Below are 18,759 nucleotides of genomic sequence, written 5' to 3'. Positions count from 1 at the left end.
CCGGTGCTCACGTACTTCAACGTACGCTCCGCTCCGGTGCTCGAAATTACGGTACCACTCGGCTCGGCGTAGCGGGTTTTGTAAGGGACTCTTAGTCCGGAGCGTGGTCCAGCTCCGGATAATGCCTGAAAATGCCCGATTCGTTGAAGGCGATGCGCCGCGCCGAGCCGAGATAGCCGGCGATGTTTTTCCTGCGCCGCACGGCGCGGTGCAGCGCCTCCAGCGCCGGATAATCGTTGCTCCACCCCCGCATGGCCTTGGGGAAGGCGTACAGCAGGCCATCCGCGAGCTGGAACAGGGAAGTATCCACGTAGGACAGCGCGCCGCCCACCGCATGGGCCGAACCGTCCGGGTTCTGCTGCAGCACACGCTCGAAATAGGAGAGAAATTTCGGCAAACGGTCGCGCAGAAACGCCGTGGCCCGCGCCAGCGCGGCCTCCTTCTGGTCCTCGTAATACAGGCTGCTGGCAATCGGGTGGTGGGTGTCGTGAATCTCCGCCACCATGTCCGTAATGGTGAGCTGCAGCCCATGCGCGAAATACCGGCCGGCTTCATCCGCCGGGGCGAGGCCGAGCCGGGGCCCAAGATAGAGCAGAATGTTCGCGACATGGGAGACGATCACCTCCCCATGCTTCAGAAATGGCGGCGCGAAGGGGATATGCGGGGTTTTCCGGCTCTCCAGGAACTTTATCATTTTTTCGGTGCCATCTGGCTGCCGCGCCATGTCGGTATAGTCCGCCCCTGCGGCTTCCAGGGCTAGCCGGACGAATTCGCCGCGCCCCTGCAACCCGTCCCAGTAGTACAGCTCGTAGGTCATGGCCGTCCTCCTGGCTCCGAGGTGAGCCTGGCGGCGCGGCGGTTCAAGATGCGTGGCCGAACCTGGCTTTTGCCGCAGCCGGGTCGGGCAGGGCGCAGCGCCGGGCCAGCGCCAGGATCAGCACGCTGAACACCGCGATGGCAGCAGCACCACTGCCCTGGCCGAGCCAGCCCAGCCCGTGCAGCGGGCCGAGCCAGGTGATCAGCCATAGTCCCGCGAAGTAGGGGAGCAACCATGCGGCACCCCGCCACTGCAAATGCCGCAGCGTTTTGCGCGTAGCCAGTTGCCAGCCGCAATAGGCCAGGAACGCCGCCAGCAGCGCGCCGAACAGATGGTTCGTCACCGCTGCTCCGGCCCAGAACACCACGAGATTGCCGACGATGAACGCCGCAGGGGCGAGCACTCGCGCGGCGGCGAGGCGGAATGGCCTGGGGAACTGCGCCTCCGGCAGCGTGGCGCGGAAGCAGGCCAGCACCACCGGCCCGGTGCCGTAGGCCAGCACGCCGATGGAGGAAATATACGTCACCAGCTGCCGCCAGGAGGGCAAGGGCAGCAGGAACAGCAGCCCAGCGGCAAAGGCGAGGCCGAGGCTTGCGAGCGGCACGCCGCTGCCGGAGAGCCGGGTGAGCCGGCGCGGCATCAGCCCGCCATGCGCGCTGGCATAGATCACCCGCGCCGCCGTGGTGTTGTAGATGATCCCGGCGCCGCTGGGGGAGATCGCCGCGTCGGCATACAAGGCCGCCGCCAGCCAGGGCAGGCCGAGCGTGGCCGCCAGCCCGGCGAACGGGCCGGAGACGCCCGGGAATTTCAGCTCCGCCCAGCCATGCGCCAGGGCTTGCGGCGGCAGCGCGGCGATGAAGGCCAGTTGCAGCCCGGCATAGAGCAGGATGCAGAACAGCACAGAGCCGATAATCGCGAAGGGCAGGTTGCGGTGCGGATTGCCGGATTCGCCCGCAAGCTCGATGGCCTGACGGAAGCCGAGATAGGTGAAGATGATGCCCGAGCCCGAGACGGCGGCGAGCACGCCCCCGGCGCCCGCGGGGGCGAAGCCGAACTGGGTAAAATTCTGCGCCCGGAAATGCACTGCCATCAGCGCCGCCACGGTCCCCGCCGGCACGGCGAGCTTCCACCAGGTGATGGCATTGTTCACCGCCAGCACCAGCCGGATGGCGAACATGTTGATGACAACGAACAGCGCCATGAGCGCCACCGCGGCGGCCAGCCCCGGTCCGGTCAGCACGCCCGCCTGCGCCAGCCCCGGCCAGAAATTCGCGGCGTAGGAGACCACCGCCACGGCCTCGACCGGAGACACCGCGACATAGGCGAGGAAGTTGACCCAGCTCATGATCTGCGCCGCGAGGTCGCCGAAGCAGAGTTGAGGAAACAGGATCACCGCCCCAGGGCGCGGGAACATGGTGGACAGCTCGGCATAGACAAACGCCAGCAGCAGCACGGCGAGCCCGCCGATCACCCAGGAGATCATCGCCGCCGGCCCCGCGATCTTGGCGGCGTTGAGCGCGCCGAACAGCCAGCCGGAGCCGACCATGCCGCCGATGCTGGCGAAGAGCAGGCCGAGAGGGCCGGCTTCCCGGCGCAGTGTAATTCCTGTCATGCCAATAGGATTATGGGGTTTGCGTGGCGCTGCCAACCGTTTGACCTTCGCGCGGTTCGGCCTAAATCTGTGGGACGGATAAAGGAGCGGATTGAGCGATGACCGAGACCAGGATCGTGCGGCACCCCGAAGGCTTGGCGGGCGGCGTGGAGGGCTCCCTGCCAGACTGGGATTTGCGCGATCTGTACGAAAGCCCGGAAGACCCGCGCATCGCGGCGGACCTCAAGGCCACGCAGGAGCGGGCCGAGGCGTTCTCCGCCCGCTATGCCGGCAAGCTGGCGGCGCTCTGCGGCGCGGAGCTGGCCGAGGCTGTGGGTGAATACGAGGCGCTGCAGGAGGCCATGGGCAGGCTCTCCTCCTACGCGCAACTGCTGTTTGCGGCCGATTCGTCCAACCCGGCCAACGGCAAGTTCTATCAGACGATCTCAGAGCGCGTCACCGTCATCAGCACGCATACGCTGTTCTTCTCGCTGGAGCTGAACCGGATCGAGGAAGCGGCGCTGAACGACAAGCTGCGCGACCCGGCGCTGGCCCGCTACGCTCCCTGGTTCCGCGATCTGCGCGTGTTCCTGCCGCACCAGCTTTCCGACGAGGTGGAGAAGCTGCTGCTGGAGAAGGACGTGACCGGCCAAGCCGCCTGGAGCCGGCTGTTCGACGAGACCATCGCCGCAATGCGGGTGAACGTGAAGGGCGAGGAGCTGACGCTCTCCGCCGCGCTGAACAAGCTCTCCAATGCCGACCGCGCCGTGCGCGAGGCCGCAGGCAAGGCGGTGGGTGAGGGCATGGCCCGGCAGGAGAAGCTGTTCTCGCTGATCACCAACACCCTCGCCAAGGACAAGGAGATCGACGACCAGTGGCGGCACTACCCGGCGCCCACCTCGTTCCGCAACCGCGCGAACATGGTGGAGGACGAGGTGGTGGACGCGCTGGTCTCCGCGGTGAAATCCTCCTACGCCCGGCTGTCGCACCGCTATTACGGCATGAAGGCGGAATGGCTTGGGCTGGAAAAGCTGGAGCACTGGGACCGCAACGCCCCGCTGCCCGGCGATGCGGACAAGCCCATCGCCTGGACCGAGGCGAAGGCCCTGGTGCTGGACGCCTACGCTGCCTTCAGCCCGGAACTTGCTGACACCATCAAGCCGTTCTTCGAGAAGAACTGGATCGACGCCGCCCCGCGCGAGGGCAAATCCGGCGGCGCCTTCGCCCACCCCACTGTGCCCTCGGCGCACCCTTACGTGCTGATGAATTACCATGGCCGCACGCGCGATGTCATGACGCTGGCGCATGAGCTTGGCCATGGCGCGCATCAGCGCCTTGCGGCCCCCCAGGGCTACCTGATGTCCGGCACGCCGCTGACACTTGCTGAAACCGCCAGCGTGTTCGGCGAGATGCTCACCTTCCGCGCCCTGCTGAACGCCGAGAGCGACCCGGCGCGGCGCAAGATCATGCTCGCCTCAAAGGTTGAGGATATGCTCAACACCGTGGTGCGGCAGATCGCCTTCTACGAGTTCGAGCGCAAGGTGCATAACGAGCGCTGCAATGGCGAGCTGCTGCCCGAGCGCATCGGCGAGATCTGGCTGGAGGTGCAGACGGAAAGCCTCGGCCCGGTCTTCCATTTCGACGAGGAATACCGGCTGTTCTGGGCCTATGTGCCGCATTTCATCCACTCGCCGTTCTACGTCTACGCCTATGCTTTCGGCGACTGCCTGGTGAACGCGCTCTACGCGGTGTACCAGGAGAGCGCGGACAAGCCCGGCTTCGTCGCCAAGTACCAGCAGATGCTCGCCGCTGGCGGCACCAAGCGGCACAAGGAGCTGCTTGCCCCCTTCGGGCTGGATGCTGCAGACCCACAATTCTGGAATAAAGGTCTTAACGTGATCGCCGGTTTCATCGACGAGCTTGCCGCGCAATGAGCGACCGCGAAGGCAGCAGCCTGTTTGGCGAAGTTCGCCGCATGGCCCGCACCTCGGGCGCGGTGGGCGGCATCGCCGCGCGCATCGCGGGCGAGAGGGTGTTTGGCATCAAAACGGACCAGGCCCGCCATGCCGAGGATCTGAAAGCCCTGCTCGGCAACCTCAAGGGGCCGATGATGAAGGTGGCGCAGTTTCTCTCCACCGTGCCGGATGCGCTGCCCCCGGAATACGCCGCACAGCTGGCCGAGTTGCAGGCTAACGCCCCCGCCATGGGCTGGGCCTTCGTGCGCCGGCGCATGGCGGGCGAGCTGGGGCCGGACTGGGAGAAAAAGTTCAAGAGCTTCAGCCATGAGGCTCTGGCCGCCGCCAGCCTGGGGCAGGTGCACCGCGCCACCCTGCCGGATGGCCGCGATGTGGCGGTGAAGCTGCAATACCCGGACATGGCCTCGGTGATTGAGGCTGACCTGCGCCAGGTGAAGCTGGCCATGGCCCTGTATAAGCGCATGGACAACGCCATCAACCAGGATGAGATCTACGTGGAGCTTTCCGAGCGCCTGCGCGAGGAGCTGGACTACACGCGCGAAGCCGCGCAGATGCGCCTCTACGGCCTGATGCTGAAGGACGTGCCGGATGTGAGCGTGCCGGTGCCGGTGGAGGGCTACTCCACCAAGCGCCTGCTCACCATGAACTGGCTGCACGGCATGGGCTTCAAGGCGTGGCTGGAGCAGAACCCCACCCAGGAGCAGCGCAACGCGCTCGCCACCGCTTTGTTCCGGGCCTGGTACATCCCGTTCTACCGCTACGGCATCATCCATGGCGACCCGCATCTGGGCAATTACCAGGTGAACGAAGCGGGCGGGCTGAACCTGCTGGATTACGGCTCGATCCGCGTGTTCGAGGCGAAATTCGTCGCCGGCGTGCTGGAGCTCTACGCCGCGGTGCGCGACAAGGACATCGCCCGCGCCAAGCACGCCTATGACATCTGGGGCTTCACGGGCATCACCGATGAGCAGATCGAGGTGCTCAACGACTGGGCGAACTTCCTCTACGGCCCGCTGATCGACGACCGCGTGCGGCCGATCCAGGAAGGCGGCGGCACCGATTACGGGCGGGAAGTGGCGCAGAAAGTTCATGCCGGGCTGCAGCGCACCGGGGGCGTGAAGCCGCCGCGGGAGTTCGTGCTCATGGACCGCTCGGCCATCGGTCTGGGTGCGGTGTTCCTGCGCCTCGGCGCGGAGCTGAACTGGGCGCGGCTGTTCGAGGAGACCATCGCCGGGTTCGACGAGGCGGCCTTGACCGCGCGTCAGCAGGAGGCCCTGCTTGCCGCGGGTGTGCCGCAGGCTAAATAGGCGCCCAGAACAAGGGAGCGGAGGCAAACGATGGCCATTCTGAAGCGGGGCTTTTTGCTCGAGGGCATGCTCGGCCGGACCTACCGCAAGCTGCTGCACACGCTCTATGTGAATGATTTGTGGCTTGACCTGCGCCTGCACGCCAAGAAGGAGGCGGTTGAGTACATCATCGCCAACATGCCGGAGGCGATGGTCCTGGCTGACCGTGACGAATTGATGAAATTTTCCTTCGGCCAGGCGCCAAAGGAGGGGCTGGTGGTGGAGTTTGGCGTCGCCAACGGCGCCTCGCTGCGCCACCTTGCCGGGCTCACGCCGCGCCAGGTGCATGGGTTCGACAGTTTCGGCGGACTGCCTGAGGACTGGCGCGGCACCAAGGAAAAAACCGGCGCCTTTACCCAGCGCGGCAGGCTGCCCAAGGTTCCAGCCAATGCCACTCTGCATCCGGGCTGGTTCAACGAGACTCTGCCGGGCTTCATTGCCGCGAATCCTGGTCCGGCGGCGTTCATCCATGTCGATTGCGATATCTATTCAAGCACGGTGACGATCTTCTCTGAACTGCGCGAGCGCATCGGGCCGGGCACGGTCATTCTGTTCGATGAATATTTCAATTATCCCGGCTGGCGGGCGCACGAATACAAGGCGTTCCAGGAGTTCATTGCCAGCACCGGGCTTTCCTACAAATATATCGGCGTTTCGGCGGAAAAGGGCCACGTCGCCGTCGTCATCACGTAAGGCGCGGGCAGGGGGGAACAACTGCCCAGCGAAACAAAAGCTATTGCGTTGGCGGTCATTCCCTGTCTTTGGTGCGCGATCGTAGCATGTGGTATGTGTTAAGGCCTGGGCAGGCTTGAATAATTGTTCGGGCTCCTGCATGCTGCAGTGCAATTGGGTAATAAACAAGGGATTGGTAGATGCGTCTCGCGGTATTGAAGGAACGTCGTGCGGGAGAAGCCCGTGTCGCGGCAACGCCCGATACAGTGAAAAAACTTCTGGCTCTGGGCCTGACTGTCGTCGTGGAAGCTGGCGCCGGCATTGGGGCGGCCATTTCGGACCAGGAATTCGCTGCCGCGGGCGCGGAGATCGTGGCCGATGCCGCTGCCGCCCTGGCCGGGGCTGGCATTGTGTTCGCCGTGAACGCGCCGGATGAGGCCGTGCGCGCGCTGATCGCCCCGGGCACGCTGGTCGTCGCCACGCTGGGTGCTGCGTCCGACCCGGCTCTGGCCCCGGCGCTGGCCGCCGCCAAGATCGATGCGGTCGGCCTTGAGCTGCTGCCGCGCATCACCCGTGCCCAGAGCATGGACGTGCTGTCCTCCCAGGCGAACCTCGCCGGTTTCCGGGGTGTGATCGAGGCAGCCGGCGCCTTCACGCGCGGCTTCCCCATGATGATGACCGCCGCCGGCACAGTGCCGCCCGCGCGCGTTTTCGTCATCGGCGCCGGTGTGGCGGGCCTGCAGGCCATCGCCACCGCCCGCCGCCTGGGCGGTATCGTCTCCGCCACCGATGTCCGCCCCGCCGCCAAGGAGGAGATCAAGTCCCTCGGCGCCACCTATGTTGGTGTGGATGACGACGAATCGGCCAAGCAGACCGGCCCCTATGCCGGGCAGATGTCCGACGAATTCCGCAAGAAGCAGGCGGATCTGATGGCCGCCACCGTGGCCAAGAACGACATCGTCGTTTGCACCGCGCTGGTGCAGGGCCGCAAGGCGCCGGTCATCGTCACCTCCGAGATGGTGGCCTCGATGAAGGCGGGCAGCATCATCGTGGACCTCGCGGCCGAGGCGGGCGGCAATTGCGCCGAGACCGTGCCGGGCGAGGTGATCACCACCCCGAACGGCGTGACCATTCTCGGCCATCGCAACTGGCCGGCCCGCATCGCCGTGGCGGCGAGCGCGCTCTACGCGCGCAACCTGCTCACCTTCCTCACCACCTTCTGGGACAAGGACGCCAAGGCGCCGAAGCTCACCGAGACCGACGACATCATCAAGGGCGCGCTGCTCACCAAGGGCGGCGAGATTGTTCACCCCAACTTCAAGCCCGCCGCTTAAGGGAGGAAGAATACATGACACCCGCAGATCTGGCCGCACAGGCGGCTGACCTTGCCCACCAGGCATCCATCCTGGCGCAGAACGCCGCTGGCGTGGCTGCCATCGCGGCGCAGAACGCGCCGCCGGCCGCACCTTTCGTGTACCTGTTCAGCATCTTCGTGCTGGCCATCTTCGTAGGCTATTACGTGGTGTGGAGCGTCACCCCGGCGCTGCACTCGCCGCTGATGGCCGTCACCAACGCCATTTCCTCGGTCATCATCGTCGGCGCCATGCTCGCCACTGGGCTGCATGGCAGCCTTATCGCCCATCTCTTCGGCTTCCTCGCCGTGGTGCTGGTCAGCGTCAACATCTTTGGCGGCTTCGCGGTGACCAACCGCATGCTGGCCATGTTCAAGAAGAAGTGAGGCGCCCCCGATGAACCAGTCTCTTACCTCATTCGCGTATCTCGTCGCGGCGGTCCTGTTTATCCTGGCGCTGCGCGGCCTCTCGCACCCCACCACGTCGCGCCGGGGCAACCAGCTCGGCATCACCGGCATGGTCATCGCCATCGTTGCCACCTTCCTGAACGGGGGCATGAGCTTCGGCTGGGGGCTGACCATCCTGCTCGGCATCGCCATTGGCGGCAGCATCGGCCTCGTCGTGGCGCAGAAGATCAAGATGACGGCGCTGCCGCAGCTGGTCGCGGCCTTCCACTCGCTGGTCGGTCTCGCCGCCGTGTTCGTCGCCGCCTCGGCGCTGAACGCGCCGCAGAGCTTCGGCATCGGCACGCCGCACCACATCCATATCGAAAGCCTGATCGAGATGTCGCTGGGTCTCGCGATCGGCGCCATCACCTTCACGGGGTCGCTGATCGCCTTCGCCAAGCTGCAGGCGCTGATGAGCGGCACGCCGATCACCTTCAAGGGCCAGCATCAGCTGAATGCGGGCATCGGCATCCTCATCCTGCTGCTGATCATCGCCTTCGTGTTCTCCGGCGGCAGCTTCATCCTGTTCACGCTGATCGCTCTTGCGGCGCTGGCCCTGGGCTTCCTGCTGATCATCCCGATCGGCGGCGCGGACATGCCGGTCGTGGTGTCGATGCTGAACTCCTACTCCGGCTGGGCAGCCTCGGGCATCGGCTTCACCATTGGCAACCTGGCGCTCATCGTCACCGGCGCGCTGGTCGGCTCCTCTGGTGCGATCCTGTCCTACATCATGTGCAAGGGCATGAACCGCTCGATCATCAACGTCATCGCTGGCGGGTTTGGCACGACCGGCGAAGCCGCTGCGGCTGGCCCGGGCGGGGGCGACAAGGCGGTGAAGATCGGCTCCGCGGAAGATGCCGCCTTCATCATGAAGAACGCCTCGAAGGTCATCGTCGTGCCGGGTTACGGCATGGCCGTGGCGCACGCGCAGCACGCGCTGCGCGAGATGGCGGATATTCTGAAGGAAGACAATGTCGAGGTGAAATACGCCATTCACCCTGTCGCCGGCCGCATGCCCGGGCACATGAACGTGCTGCTGGCCGAAGCCAGCGTGCCGTATGACGATGTGTTCGAGCTTGAGCAGATCAACAACGAGTTCGCCACCGCGGACGTGGTGTACGTGATCGGCGCCAACGACGTGACCAACCCCGCGGCCAAGACCAACCCGGCCAGCCCGATCTTCGGCATGCCGATCCTGGAAGTGGACAAGGCCAAGACCGTGCTGTTCGTGAAGCGCTCGATGGCTTCCGGTTACGCGGGCGTGGATAACGAGCTGTTCTTCCGCGACAACACGATGATGCTCTTCGGCGACGCCAAGAAGATGACGGAAGAAATCGTCATGGCGCTGGGCAAATAAGACGAAAAAGGCCGGGGAATTTCCCCGGCCTTTTTTATTTCACCCCGGCTTGCGAAGCGTCAGGATCGACCAAGCGCCATCCACGATTCGGTGTTCCAGCACCAGCCCCGCCCGGCGATGCGCGGAAAGCACCCAGTTCACCTGCGTATTCAGCAACCCGGCGAGAATCGCCACCCCGCCCGGGGCCAGCTTGTCGCCGAGCTGATGCGCCATGGCGCAGAGCGGCCGGGCCAGGATGTTGGCGAACACGAGATCATAAGGCGCGGTGCGGGTGATGATCTTGTCCACCCAGCCATCGGCGCGGATGGCGTGAACCAGCCCCGCCACGCCGTTCAGCTTGGCGTTGGCGTTGGCGACACGCGCGGCGCGGAAGTCGATATCCGAGGCCAGCACCTTCTGGTGCAGCAGCTTCGCCGCCGCGATGGCCAGAATGCCTGAGCCCGTCCCCAAATCCAAAATCCGGCGCGGATGGTGGTATTTGGCCAAGCGCTCAAGGGCCAGCAGGCAGCCGCGCGTGGAGTTATGCTCGCCGGTGCCGAAGGCCAGTCCGGCATCCAGCGTGAGGGTGATGCGCCCGGGGATGGGCGGGTCGGAAATATGCGTGCCGCGCACCACGAAGCGGCTGCCAATGAGCTGCTCGGGGAAGGCCATCTGCGTGCGCGCCAGCCAGCCGGCCACCGGCACCAGCGTGCGGGTCACCTCCGGCTCCAGCCCCGAGACGATCCGTGCCACCAGCAGGGCGGATTCCAGCTCGTCCTCGTATTCGCCGCGCTCCTTCACGCCCTGGATGTCCCACTCGTCCACGTCTTCGTCGTGGTAGAAGGAAACCGCGCGGCAGACGCTGGAGAGCGCCGCCTCGAAGGTTTCCAGCGCCTCGGCGGGCACGCGGATGGTGATGCAGTCCAGCAATTCAGGTGTCATGTCGTTCCACGAAGCGGTCCAGCACGCGCTTCTCTCCAGAGGTCTCGAAATCAATATCCAGCCGGTCGTCCTCCACGGCGATGACCCGGCCATAGCCGAATTTCTGGTGGAAGACCCGCGCTCCGACGGGGATCTTGCTTGGCGCCGTGGCCGGGCGCTTGGCCAGCACCGGGAAGCCTGCCGAAATATGCGGCTGGCGCGAGGGCTGTGTCTGCGCCGAGCCGGAATGGCGCACCATGTCCTCCGGCAGCTCGTCGATAAACCGGCTGGGGATGGCGTCCTGCCAGCCGGCATAGCTCTTGCGCCGCGCGGCGTGGCTGATGATGGCCCGATGCCGCGCGCGGGTGATGCCCACGTAAGCGAGGCGCCGCTCCTCCTCCTGGCTCTTGTTGCCGCCTTCGTCCAGCGCGCGCTGGTTGGGGAACAGGCCTTCCTCCCAGCCGGGCAGGAACACGGTGTCGAACTCTAGCCCCTTGGCGCCGTGCAGCGTCATCATCGAGAGCTTGTCGTCCCCGGCCTGGTCCTCGGTCTCCGTCACCAGCGAGACGTGTTCGAGGAATTGCGGCAGGGTCGCGAAATCCGCCAAAGCGCGGACGAGTTCCTTCAGGTTCTCCAGTCGCCCTGGCGCGTCGGGCGATTTATCGGCCTTCCACATGGCGAGATAGCCCGACTCGTCGAGCAGCGCCTCCAGCGCCACCACCGGGCCGCGCAGGGCCAGCGCCTCGCGCCAGCTCTCGAAGCCTTCCAGCAGCCCGCGCAGCGTGTCGCGCAGCTTGCCCTTGAAGCCACCCTCGGCCACCAACCTCTCGGTGGCCGCATAGAGCGAAATGTTCGCCGCCCGCGCCGTCTCGTGCAGGGTGCGTAGCGCGCCCTCGCCCACGCCGCGCTTGGGCAGGTTGACGATGCGCTCGAAGGCGAGGTCGTCCGACGGCTGCACCAGCATGCGCAAGTAAGCGATGGCGTCGCGGATTTCCGCGCGCTCGTAGAAGCGTAAGCCCCCGACGATGCGGTAGGGGATGCCGAGCACCATCAGCCGCTCTTCGAAGGCGCGGGTCTGGAACCCGGCGCGTACCAGTATGGCGGCTTCCGCGAGCTTATGCCCGCCGCGCCGGAGCGACTCGACGCGCGAGGCGATCATGCGGGCCTCTTCCTCCGAGTCCCACACCGCCACCACTTCTACCGGCTCACCATCGGCATCATTCCGCCCGGCGTGGAGCGTCTTGCCCAGCCGCCCTTCGTTATGGGCGATGAGATGCGAGGCCGCGGCCAGAATCGGCGCGGTGGAGCGGTAATTCGCCTCCAGCCGGATGACCTTGGCGCCGGGGAAGTCCCGCTCGAATTTCAGGATGTTCTCGATCTCGGCGCCGCGCCAGGAATAGATGCTCTGGTCGTCATCGCCCACGCAGCAGATGTTCTTGTGCCCCTGCGCCAGCAGCCGCAGCCAGTAATACTGCACCAGGTTGGTGTCCTGGTATTCGTCCACCAATATGTAGCGGAACATGCGGTGATAGGTGGACAGCACTTCCGCGTCGGTCTTCAGCAGATGCACGGTGAGCAGCAGCAGATCGCCGAAATCCGTGGCGTTGAGCGCGCGCAGCCGGTCCTGATAGGCCTTGTACAGTGCTTCTGCCTTGCCGTTCGCGAACTCGCTCGATTCGGTGGCCGGGATCTCACCCGGCAGGTAGCCCTTGTCCTTCCAGCGCTGGATCTGCGCCATCAGCGCGTTCGCGGGCCAGCGCTTGATGTCCACCCGCGCCGCTTCCATGACCTGCTTCAGCAGGCGCATCTGATCGTCGGTATCCAGGATCGAGAACGTGCTCGTCAGCCCCACGCGCTCGGCGAAGCGCCGCAGCATGCGCGCGCACAGGGCGTGGAACGTGCCGAGCCACAGTCCCTCCACCGGCTGGCCGAGCAGTTTCGCCAGACGCTCGCGCATCTCCCGCGCCGCCTTGTTGGTGAAGGTGACGGTGAGGATCTGGTTGGGGAAGGCCCGCTTGGTGAGAAGCACATGCGCGAAGCGGGTGGTCAGCACCCGCGTCTTGCCGGTGCCGGCGCCGGCCAGCACCAGCACCGGCCCCTCGGTGGTCTCCACGGCCTCGCGCTGGGCCGGGTTTAACCCGGCGAGATAATCGCTCATTCGGCTGTGGGCTGCGGCTTCACGCCCAGGATGCGGGCGATGGCATAGGTCAGGTCCGGCCGGTTGAGGGTGTAGAAGTGGAATTCGTCGATGCCATTGGCCTGCAGCAGCCGCACCTGTTCGGCCGCGACCGCCGCCGCCACCATGCGCCGCGTCTCCACGTCGTCATCCAGCCCCTCGAACATCCCTGCCATCCATTTCGGCACGGAGGTGCCGCAGGCGGCGCAGAATTTTTCCGCCTGGGTAAAGTTGGTCACCGGCATGATGCCCGGCACGATCGGCGCCTTGATCCCGGCGGCGAGCGCGCGGTCGAGGAAGCGCAGGAAGACGCCGTTATCGAAGAACACCTGGCTGATCGCCCGCGTCGCCCCGGCATCGAGTTTGCGCTTGAGGTTGTCGAGGTCTGCTTCCGGGCTCAGTGCCTGCGGGTGCGTCTCCGGATAGGCGGCGACGGTGATCTCGAAATCCGCGACCTTCCTCAGCCCGGCCACCAGATCGGCGGCGAAGGCGTAGCCGCCCGGATGCGGCGCGTAGGCCTCGCCGCTCGGCGGGTCGCCGCGCAGGGCCACGATGTGCCGTACCCCTGCCGCCCAGTAGCGCCGGGCGACATCGTCCACAGCCTCGCGCGGAGCGCCGACGCAGGTGATATGCGCCGCCGGGGTCAGCTCGGTCTCCTGCACGATGCGTACCACAGTGGAATGGGTGCGCTCCTGCGTGCTGCCGCCCGCGCCGTAGGTGACTGAGACGAAATTCGGGCGTAATGTGGCCAGACGCTCGATGCAGGCCCAGAGTTGGGTTTCCAGCGCCGGGGTCTTGGGCGGGAAGAATTCAAAGGAAATGGCTGGCGGCGCCAAGCCTTCACGCGCCGGCAGCGGGGCGATGCGCGTGCCTGAGGCCCAGCGTTCCAGCGTATCGGGGTGAGGGGAATGGGGCATGTCTATATATAACTCCGTCGGACCCGTGTCGTGGCAGCACCGCCACATTTACGCAAGGTCTAGCGTGCATGCAGGGCTGGAGGTAGCATCCCTATTGAAGGCGGGTTAATGAACATCACATAACATTGGCTATGCCGCTCCCCGGGGCGTGCCAAGAAGGAGACAGGACAGGTGCAGGTGAATTACGTGAAGGGCTTTAAACGCCGGCTTGGGCAGGTTCTTGGTCTTGGTACGTCGCTGCTGGCGATAGGCCTGTCCGGCTGCGCCACGCCGCCACCGAAATCGGACACCGCTGATTACCAGGCCTATCAGCAGCTCAACGATCCGCTGGAGCCGACCAATCGCGTCTTTTTCCGGGTCAACAACACGCTGGACCGCTACGCCATGAAGCCGGTGGCCAAGGGGTATGTGGACATCACCACCCAGCCCATCCGCAACCATGTCGGCTACTTCGCCAGCAATATCAACGAGCCGGCGCGCACCATCAACTTCATGGCGGAAGGCATGCCGACCGACGCCGGCACCTCGTTCATGCGCTTCCTGATCAACTCCACCATCGGCATTGGCGGCATTTTCGACCCCGCGAGCGCGCTTGGCTACAAGGAAACGGACACCGATGTGGGCCTTACCTTGGCCATGTGGGGCGTACCGCCCGGCCCTTACCTGTACCTGCCGGTGTTCGGCCCGTCCGGCGTGCGCGATGCCTCGAACATCCCCGCCGAATTGTACGGCACGCCGATGGAACTGGCGCCCGCGAGCGATGCGCTCAGCGATTTCGGCTATGCCGAGGGCGGTATTCACCTGATCAACACCCGCGCTGGCCTGCTCGACACAATCGACCAGATCAACGCCACGGCGCTGGATCCGTATGCCACATTCCGGAGCCTTTATCGCCAATCTCGTGACTCACAGATCCAGTTGATTAAGCAGCACGACTTGCATGGGGCAAATGGCGCTCCCGGCACGCCGTACTACGTTCACTGACGCTTAGAACACGAGGACAGACATGCATTTCCGCCGCTTTATTCTGGGCGCCGCCATGGCCGCGCCGCTTCTGGGCATGATGGCGACCGCCACCCGGGCGCAAACCTTGAGCACCGATACCGCCAAGGCCTTCATCGATCAGTCCGGTCAGCAACTGGTGACCATCGTCAATGGCGGCGGCTCGCCGACTGACAGGGCCACGCAGCTGCGCACGCTGGTGAACCAGATCGTCGCCGTGGATCAGGTGGGGGACTACGTGCTTGGGCGCTACATCAATATCGCCACCCCGGCGCAGCACGACAAGTTCCAGCAGCTCTTCCACCAGCTGCTCTCGTATAACATCACCTACCAGATCAAGGCGTATCAGGGTGTCAGCTTCACCGTGAACGACGCCACGCCGCAGGGCGACGGCATGCTGGTGGACACCACCATCACCACCCCGGGCAAGGCCCCGGCCGATGTCGGCTGGGATGTGGAGGAGGTCGGCGGCAAGCCGCAGATCGTAGACGTGATCGTGGCGGGGACCTCGATGCGCATCACCACGCGCAACGACTACGCCTCCGTCATCACCGATAATGGCGGCAATGTCTCGGCCCTGCTCACCGCCATGCAGAACCAGATCGACAAGGCTGCCTCGGCCGATCAGTAACCGCGTCCCGGCGCGGCGGGCGATTCTGGGTCGGGTTTGATCTAATCGCTTGACCGCGCCCTTGTCTTTGGCATCATGGCCACGCCGTGACAGGAAGGTCCTGTTCGCGGCGTGGCCTTGTCGCATGAGGGCATCATGACATTCGCGCGCGAACCTCGGCTGGTTCCCGTCCAGATAAAGCATTTACGGCCGACGCAGCTCACCGTCGGCCTGCGCGAGGTGGCGCAGAAGCGCGAGGAGTGGCGCACCCGCGCAATGGAGGACAAGGCGGAATATCTGGGCAAGCACCTTATCCCCGTGGTGCTGGGGCCGAAGGGCAAGCCCTATATCATCGATCATCACCATCTCGCCCGCGCCCTGCATGAGGAGGGGGTGGAGGAGGTGGCGACCACCGTGGTGGCGGATCTCTCAGTGCTGGAGCCCGAGGCCTTCTGGATATACCTCGACAACCGCGCCTGGATGCATCTTTACAACGCCGCGGGCGAGCGGTGCGACCCGAAGCGCCTGCCCAAGCATGTTAGCGAGATGGCGGATGACCCGTATCGCAGCCTCTCCGGGGTGCTGCGCCGGGCCGGCGGCTTCGCCAAGGACACGACACCCTTCAGCGAGTTCCTGTGGGCCGATTATCTGCGCCGGCGCGTCAAGCCCGATCTGCTGGACTCGGACCCGGACAAGGCCCTGGCGGATGCGCTGAGCCTCGCCAAGGGGCAGGAGGCCGCCTATCTCCCGGGCTGGTGCGGCCCCATTACCTCCGAGTAGGAGGCTACTGCCCGGCAGCAGCGCCCGATCCATCGCCCGGCGCCTGGGCCGGGGGCGGGCTGGTCAGAAGGTTCCAATCCAGCGGCGGCATATCCGCGACCTTCTTCCCATTCACCATCACCCCGCCGCTGCCGTAGGTGGCGTGGATATTCAGTTCCTGCCCCCCAGCGCTGCTGGCGGAGAGATACGGCGCCAGCCGCGCCTCGGCTTGGTTGATGTCATCCTGCGTCTGCGGATAGGCGGTGGTGACCGCGCTGGTCAGCGCGTCCAGATGGTTGGCGGTGACATCGGCGGTGCCGGTGGGCTGGGCGTTGGCGCCAAACTTCACCGTGCCGTTGGCGTTCAGCGTGGTCGGGCCCTCGGTCAGGCTCAGGCTGGCCGTGCCGCTACCGCCCTGGCTGGCCCAGCTGTGCAGCGCATCGGTCAGGAATTTCGTCTTGTCCGCGCCCTCGGGCTGGGTCTGCATCTGCTGCGCCAGGGCTGGCCAGTTCACCGGGCCGGAGAGCGCCACGTTCAGCCCCAGATGCGCCATCTGCCCGTTGAACGGCACGTGCAGCAACTGGGCCAGCCAAGCGGGCAGGGCGATACCCTGCACATCCTCGGTGAGGGCGAGGCCGGTCTGCGCCGCGCTGGCCGAGGGGTTGAGCGTCTGGTGCATGCGCAGGCTGTCGATATGCAGCACCTGCAGGCTGCCGCTGGAGGCCAGCACGTTGATGTCGGTTACCGCGGCGTCCTCGGCGCTCACGGCGAAAACATTCGGGTTGAACAGGGCCGCCGGGTCCAGTTGTGCCGTCGCGTTGAAGCTGCCGAAGGTCACCGCGCCGTCGCCCTGCGGCACATGGCCGGTGATCTTGTCCGGCATGTCGATATGCAGCAGCAGCGGGTTGAACACGTCGATCCGCAGCGTGACACGGCTGAGGCCCAGCACCAGCGGGCCCGGTATGTCGTTGCCCGGCAGCAGCAGGGTCAGGCGCGGATTGTCCAGCGTGGCGGTGGCGGCGAAGGGAAAGCCCCCGCCGGAAATGCCGTCATAGCTCATGTTCGTGGAGCCGTCCGGCGCCGTCATTTCGGCGGCATAGACCTTCAGCACCGCCTGCAGCCGCGCCTGCGCGTACCACCACAACCCGGCCCACACCACGGCCAACGCCACCACGATACCCGTCAGCAGCCTGAAAATGCCCTGCATTGAGATGACCCGCTCCGCTATTGCAATACACGGCCTTCATGCCCCACCCTTGACCTGCGGCCAAGTGTTGGCGCTTTTGCACCGGCATGAAGATTTTTCACGACTGGCGCGGCCTGCCTGCCGAGGCCCGCGGCGCCACCGTCGCGCTGGGCAATTTCGATGGCGTGCATCTGGGCCACGCGGCGGTGCTGCGCGCCGCCCATGCCGCCCGGCCGGACGTGCCGCGCGCCGTGCTCACCTTTGAGCCGCATCCGCGTGAATTCTTCCGCCCGCAGGACCCGCCCTTCCGCCTGACGCTCTCGGTGGAGCGCGCGGCGGCGCTGGCCGGGCTGGGCGTGCAATATCTGTACGAGCTGCCCTTCGACGCGGCGTTCGCGCATCTCTCCGCCGAGGCCTTCGTGGCCGAGGTCCTGCACCAGGGTCTGGGGGCGGCGCATCTCGTTTGCGGCGCGGATTTTGCCTTCGGCCACCGGCGCGGCGGCGACGTTGCCCTCCTGGCCGTCCGGGCGGAGGCGCTGGGCATGGGGCTGACCATCGTGCCCCCGGTGACAGACAGCGAGGGACCGATCTCGTCGAGCCGCATCCGCCGCCTGATCCAGGACGGCTACCCGGAACGCGCGGCGGCCCTGCTCGGGCGCCCGCCCTCCATCCGCGGCGAGGTGATGCACGGCGACAAGCGGGGCCGCACCATCGGCTTCCCCACCGCCAATATCCCGCTGGGGCGGCATCTGGAGCCGCAGCGCGGCGTGTATGCCGTCACCACGCGAATCGATGGCGCGGAGGTGAAGGGTGTTGCCAATATCGGCCCGCGCCCCACCGTGGGCGGCACCGAGTCCCGCCTTGAGGCGCATTTCTTCGACGTCTCCGGCGACCTGTATGGCCGGGAACTGACCGTCTGCCTGCGCCATTTCCTCCGCGAGGAGCAGAAATTCCCCAGCTTCGAGGCGCTGAAGGCGCAGATCCTGTTGGATGCCGCCGAGGCCCGCCGCCTGCTTGACAGCGACGAAAATCAAGAGAAACCCCTGAGCCCATGACTGACACCACGCCAGATTACAAAGCCACCGTATTCCTGCCGCGCACCGAGTTCCCCATGCGCGGCGAGCTGCCCAAGCGCGAGCCCGAGATGCTCAAGCGCTGGGAGGAGATGGGGCTGTGGCAAAAGCTCCGCGCGGCGGGGCAGGGGCGGCGGAAATTCGTGCTGCATGACGGCCCTCCCTACGCCAACGGCAATCTGCACATCGGCCACGCGCTGAACAAAATTCATAAGGATGTCATCAACCGCGCCCAGCAAATGGCGGGCCGCGATGCCGACTACATCCCCGGCTGGGACTGCCACGGCCTGCCGATCGAATGGAAGGTCGAGGAGACCTACCGCAAGAAGAACAAGGACACGGACGAGGTGCCGGTCCTGGAATTCCGCAAGGAATGCCGCGACTACGCGCAGCACTGGCTGAACATCCAGTCGGATGAATTTAAGCGCCTCGGCGTCGCGGGCGACTGGGCCCACCGCTACGCCACCATGGATTTTTCGTCCGAAGCCGCCATCGCCGGCGAGATCGGCAAATTTTTGCTCAACGGCGCGCTCTATCGCGGCCTGCGCCCGGTGATGTGGAGCCCGGTCGAAAAAACCG

Annotated in this window: 17 protein-coding genes; 11 read left to right on the top strand and 6 right to left on the bottom strand. The window is 65.7% G+C overall.

The features are described from left to right. Positions 1 to 91: 91 nt before the first annotated feature. Positions 92 to 817 carry a glutathione S-transferase gene (locus ACLPJJ_RS13850; protein ID WP_443591579.1) on the bottom strand — a complete coding sequence of 242 codons (726 nt, stop codon included), beginning with the start codon at positions 815 to 817 and terminating at the stop codon, positions 92 to 94. Positions 818 to 860: 43 nt separating this feature from the next. Next, positions 861 to 2,429, bottom strand: a complete 1,569-nt coding sequence (locus ACLPJJ_RS13845; RefSeq protein ID WP_443591578.1) for an APC family permease — start codon at positions 2,427 to 2,429, stop codon at positions 861 to 863. A gap of 98 nt (positions 2,430 to 2,527) precedes the next feature. Between ACLPJJ_RS13845 and ACLPJJ_RS13840 the strand changes: the two genes are divergently transcribed. The 6 genes from ACLPJJ_RS13840 (at position 2,528) to ACLPJJ_RS13815 (ending at position 9,557) form a co-directional block, all read left to right on the top strand. Then, positions 2,528 to 4,342 (top strand): M3 family oligoendopeptidase, encoded by a 1,815-nt coding sequence (locus ACLPJJ_RS13840; protein ID WP_443591577.1) that lies wholly within the window; start codon positions 2,528 to 2,530, stop codon positions 4,340 to 4,342. After that, on the top strand, positions 4,339 to 5,691 hold the full coding sequence (locus ACLPJJ_RS13835; protein ID WP_443591576.1) for an ABC1 kinase family protein: 1,353 nt from the start codon (positions 4,339 to 4,341) through the stop codon (positions 5,689 to 5,691). Before ACLPJJ_RS13840 ends, ACLPJJ_RS13835 begins: the two co-directional genes overlap by 4 nt. Before the next feature lie 30 nt (positions 5,692 to 5,721). After that, positions 5,722 to 6,423, top strand: a complete 702-nt coding sequence (locus ACLPJJ_RS13830; protein ID WP_443591575.1) for a class I SAM-dependent methyltransferase — start codon at positions 5,722 to 5,724, stop codon at positions 6,421 to 6,423. A 179-nt stretch (positions 6,424 to 6,602) separates the two neighbouring features. Further along, the gene (locus ACLPJJ_RS13825) at positions 6,603 to 7,736 is read left to right on the top strand and encodes a Re/Si-specific NAD(P)(+) transhydrogenase subunit alpha (protein ID WP_443591574.1); all 1,134 of its coding nucleotides are present in this window, start codon (positions 6,603 to 6,605) and stop codon (positions 7,734 to 7,736) included. A gap of 14 nt (positions 7,737 to 7,750) precedes the next feature. Then, positions 7,751 to 8,140, top strand: a complete 390-nt coding sequence (locus ACLPJJ_RS13820; protein WP_443591573.1) for a proton-translocating transhydrogenase family protein — start codon at positions 7,751 to 7,753, stop codon at positions 8,138 to 8,140. 10 nt (positions 8,141 to 8,150) lie between these two features. Beyond that, positions 8,151 to 9,557 (top strand): NAD(P)(+) transhydrogenase (Re/Si-specific) subunit beta, encoded by a 1,407-nt coding sequence (locus ACLPJJ_RS13815; protein ID WP_443591572.1) that lies wholly within the window; start codon positions 8,151 to 8,153, stop codon positions 9,555 to 9,557. A 39-nt stretch (positions 9,558 to 9,596) separates the two neighbouring features. Here ACLPJJ_RS13815 and ACLPJJ_RS13810 read toward each other — a convergent pair whose 3' ends face one another. Genes ACLPJJ_RS13810 through metF form a run of 3 tightly spaced genes read right to left on the bottom strand, consistent with a single transcriptional unit; the run spans position 9,597 to position 13,550 of the window. Next, positions 9,597 to 10,478 carry a 50S ribosomal protein L11 methyltransferase gene (locus ACLPJJ_RS13810; protein WP_443591571.1) on the bottom strand — a complete coding sequence of 294 codons (882 nt, stop codon included), beginning with the start codon at positions 10,476 to 10,478 and terminating at the stop codon, positions 9,597 to 9,599. Beyond that, positions 10,468 to 12,615, bottom strand: a complete 2,148-nt coding sequence (locus ACLPJJ_RS13805) for an ATP-dependent helicase (protein ID WP_443591570.1) — start codon at positions 12,613 to 12,615, stop codon at positions 10,468 to 10,470. Before ACLPJJ_RS13805 ends, ACLPJJ_RS13810 begins: the two co-directional genes overlap by 11 nt. After that, entirely contained in the window at positions 12,612 to 13,550 is a 939-nt protein-coding gene (metF, locus tag ACLPJJ_RS13800; RefSeq protein WP_443591569.1) for a methylenetetrahydrofolate reductase [NAD(P)H], read from the bottom strand. Before metF ends, ACLPJJ_RS13805 begins: the two co-directional genes overlap by 4 nt. 171 nt (positions 13,551 to 13,721) lie before the next feature. On the opposite strand from metF, the gene ACLPJJ_RS13795 reads away from it, so the two are divergent. From ACLPJJ_RS13795 to ACLPJJ_RS13785, 3 genes are all read left to right on the top strand, one after another. Beyond that, complete coding sequence (locus ACLPJJ_RS13795) at positions 13,722 to 14,534, top strand: MlaA family lipoprotein (RefSeq protein ID WP_443591568.1); 813 nt, start codon at positions 13,722 to 13,724, stop codon at positions 14,532 to 14,534. A gap of 22 nt (positions 14,535 to 14,556) precedes the next feature. Further along, positions 14,557 to 15,183: an MlaC/ttg2D family ABC transporter substrate-binding protein gene (locus tag ACLPJJ_RS13790; protein WP_443591567.1), complete on the top strand. Its 627-nt coding sequence runs from the start codon at positions 14,557 to 14,559 to the stop codon at positions 15,181 to 15,183. A 135-nt stretch (positions 15,184 to 15,318) separates the two neighbouring features. Further along, the gene (locus ACLPJJ_RS13785) at positions 15,319 to 15,942 is read left to right on the top strand and encodes a ParB-like protein (protein ID WP_443591566.1); all 624 of its coding nucleotides are present in this window, start codon (positions 15,319 to 15,321) and stop codon (positions 15,940 to 15,942) included. A 4-nt stretch (positions 15,943 to 15,946) separates the two neighbouring features. On the opposite strand, the gene ACLPJJ_RS13780 is transcribed toward ACLPJJ_RS13785, so the two are convergent. Then, positions 15,947 to 17,128 carry a DUF2125 domain-containing protein gene (locus tag ACLPJJ_RS13780; RefSeq protein ID WP_443591565.1) on the bottom strand — a complete coding sequence of 394 codons (1,182 nt, stop codon included), beginning with the start codon at positions 17,126 to 17,128 and terminating at the stop codon, positions 15,947 to 15,949. 86 nt (positions 17,129 to 17,214) lie between these two features. Between ACLPJJ_RS13780 and ACLPJJ_RS13775 the strand changes: the two genes are divergently transcribed. Continuing rightward, positions 17,215 to 18,162, top strand: a complete 948-nt coding sequence (locus ACLPJJ_RS13775; RefSeq protein WP_443591564.1) for a bifunctional riboflavin kinase/FAD synthetase — start codon at positions 17,215 to 17,217, stop codon at positions 18,160 to 18,162. Beyond that, a partial coding sequence (locus ACLPJJ_RS13770; protein ID WP_443591563.1) for a class I tRNA ligase family protein occupies positions 18,159 to 18,759 on the top strand: 601 nt, incomplete at its 3' end. The genes ACLPJJ_RS13775 and ACLPJJ_RS13770, both read left to right, overlap by 4 nt.

The organism is Acidocella sp. (assembly GCF_052326845.1).
Lineage (GTDB): Bacteria > Pseudomonadota > Alphaproteobacteria > Acetobacterales > Acetobacteraceae > Acidocella.
This window is presented reverse-complemented; position numbering and strand designations above follow the sequence as displayed.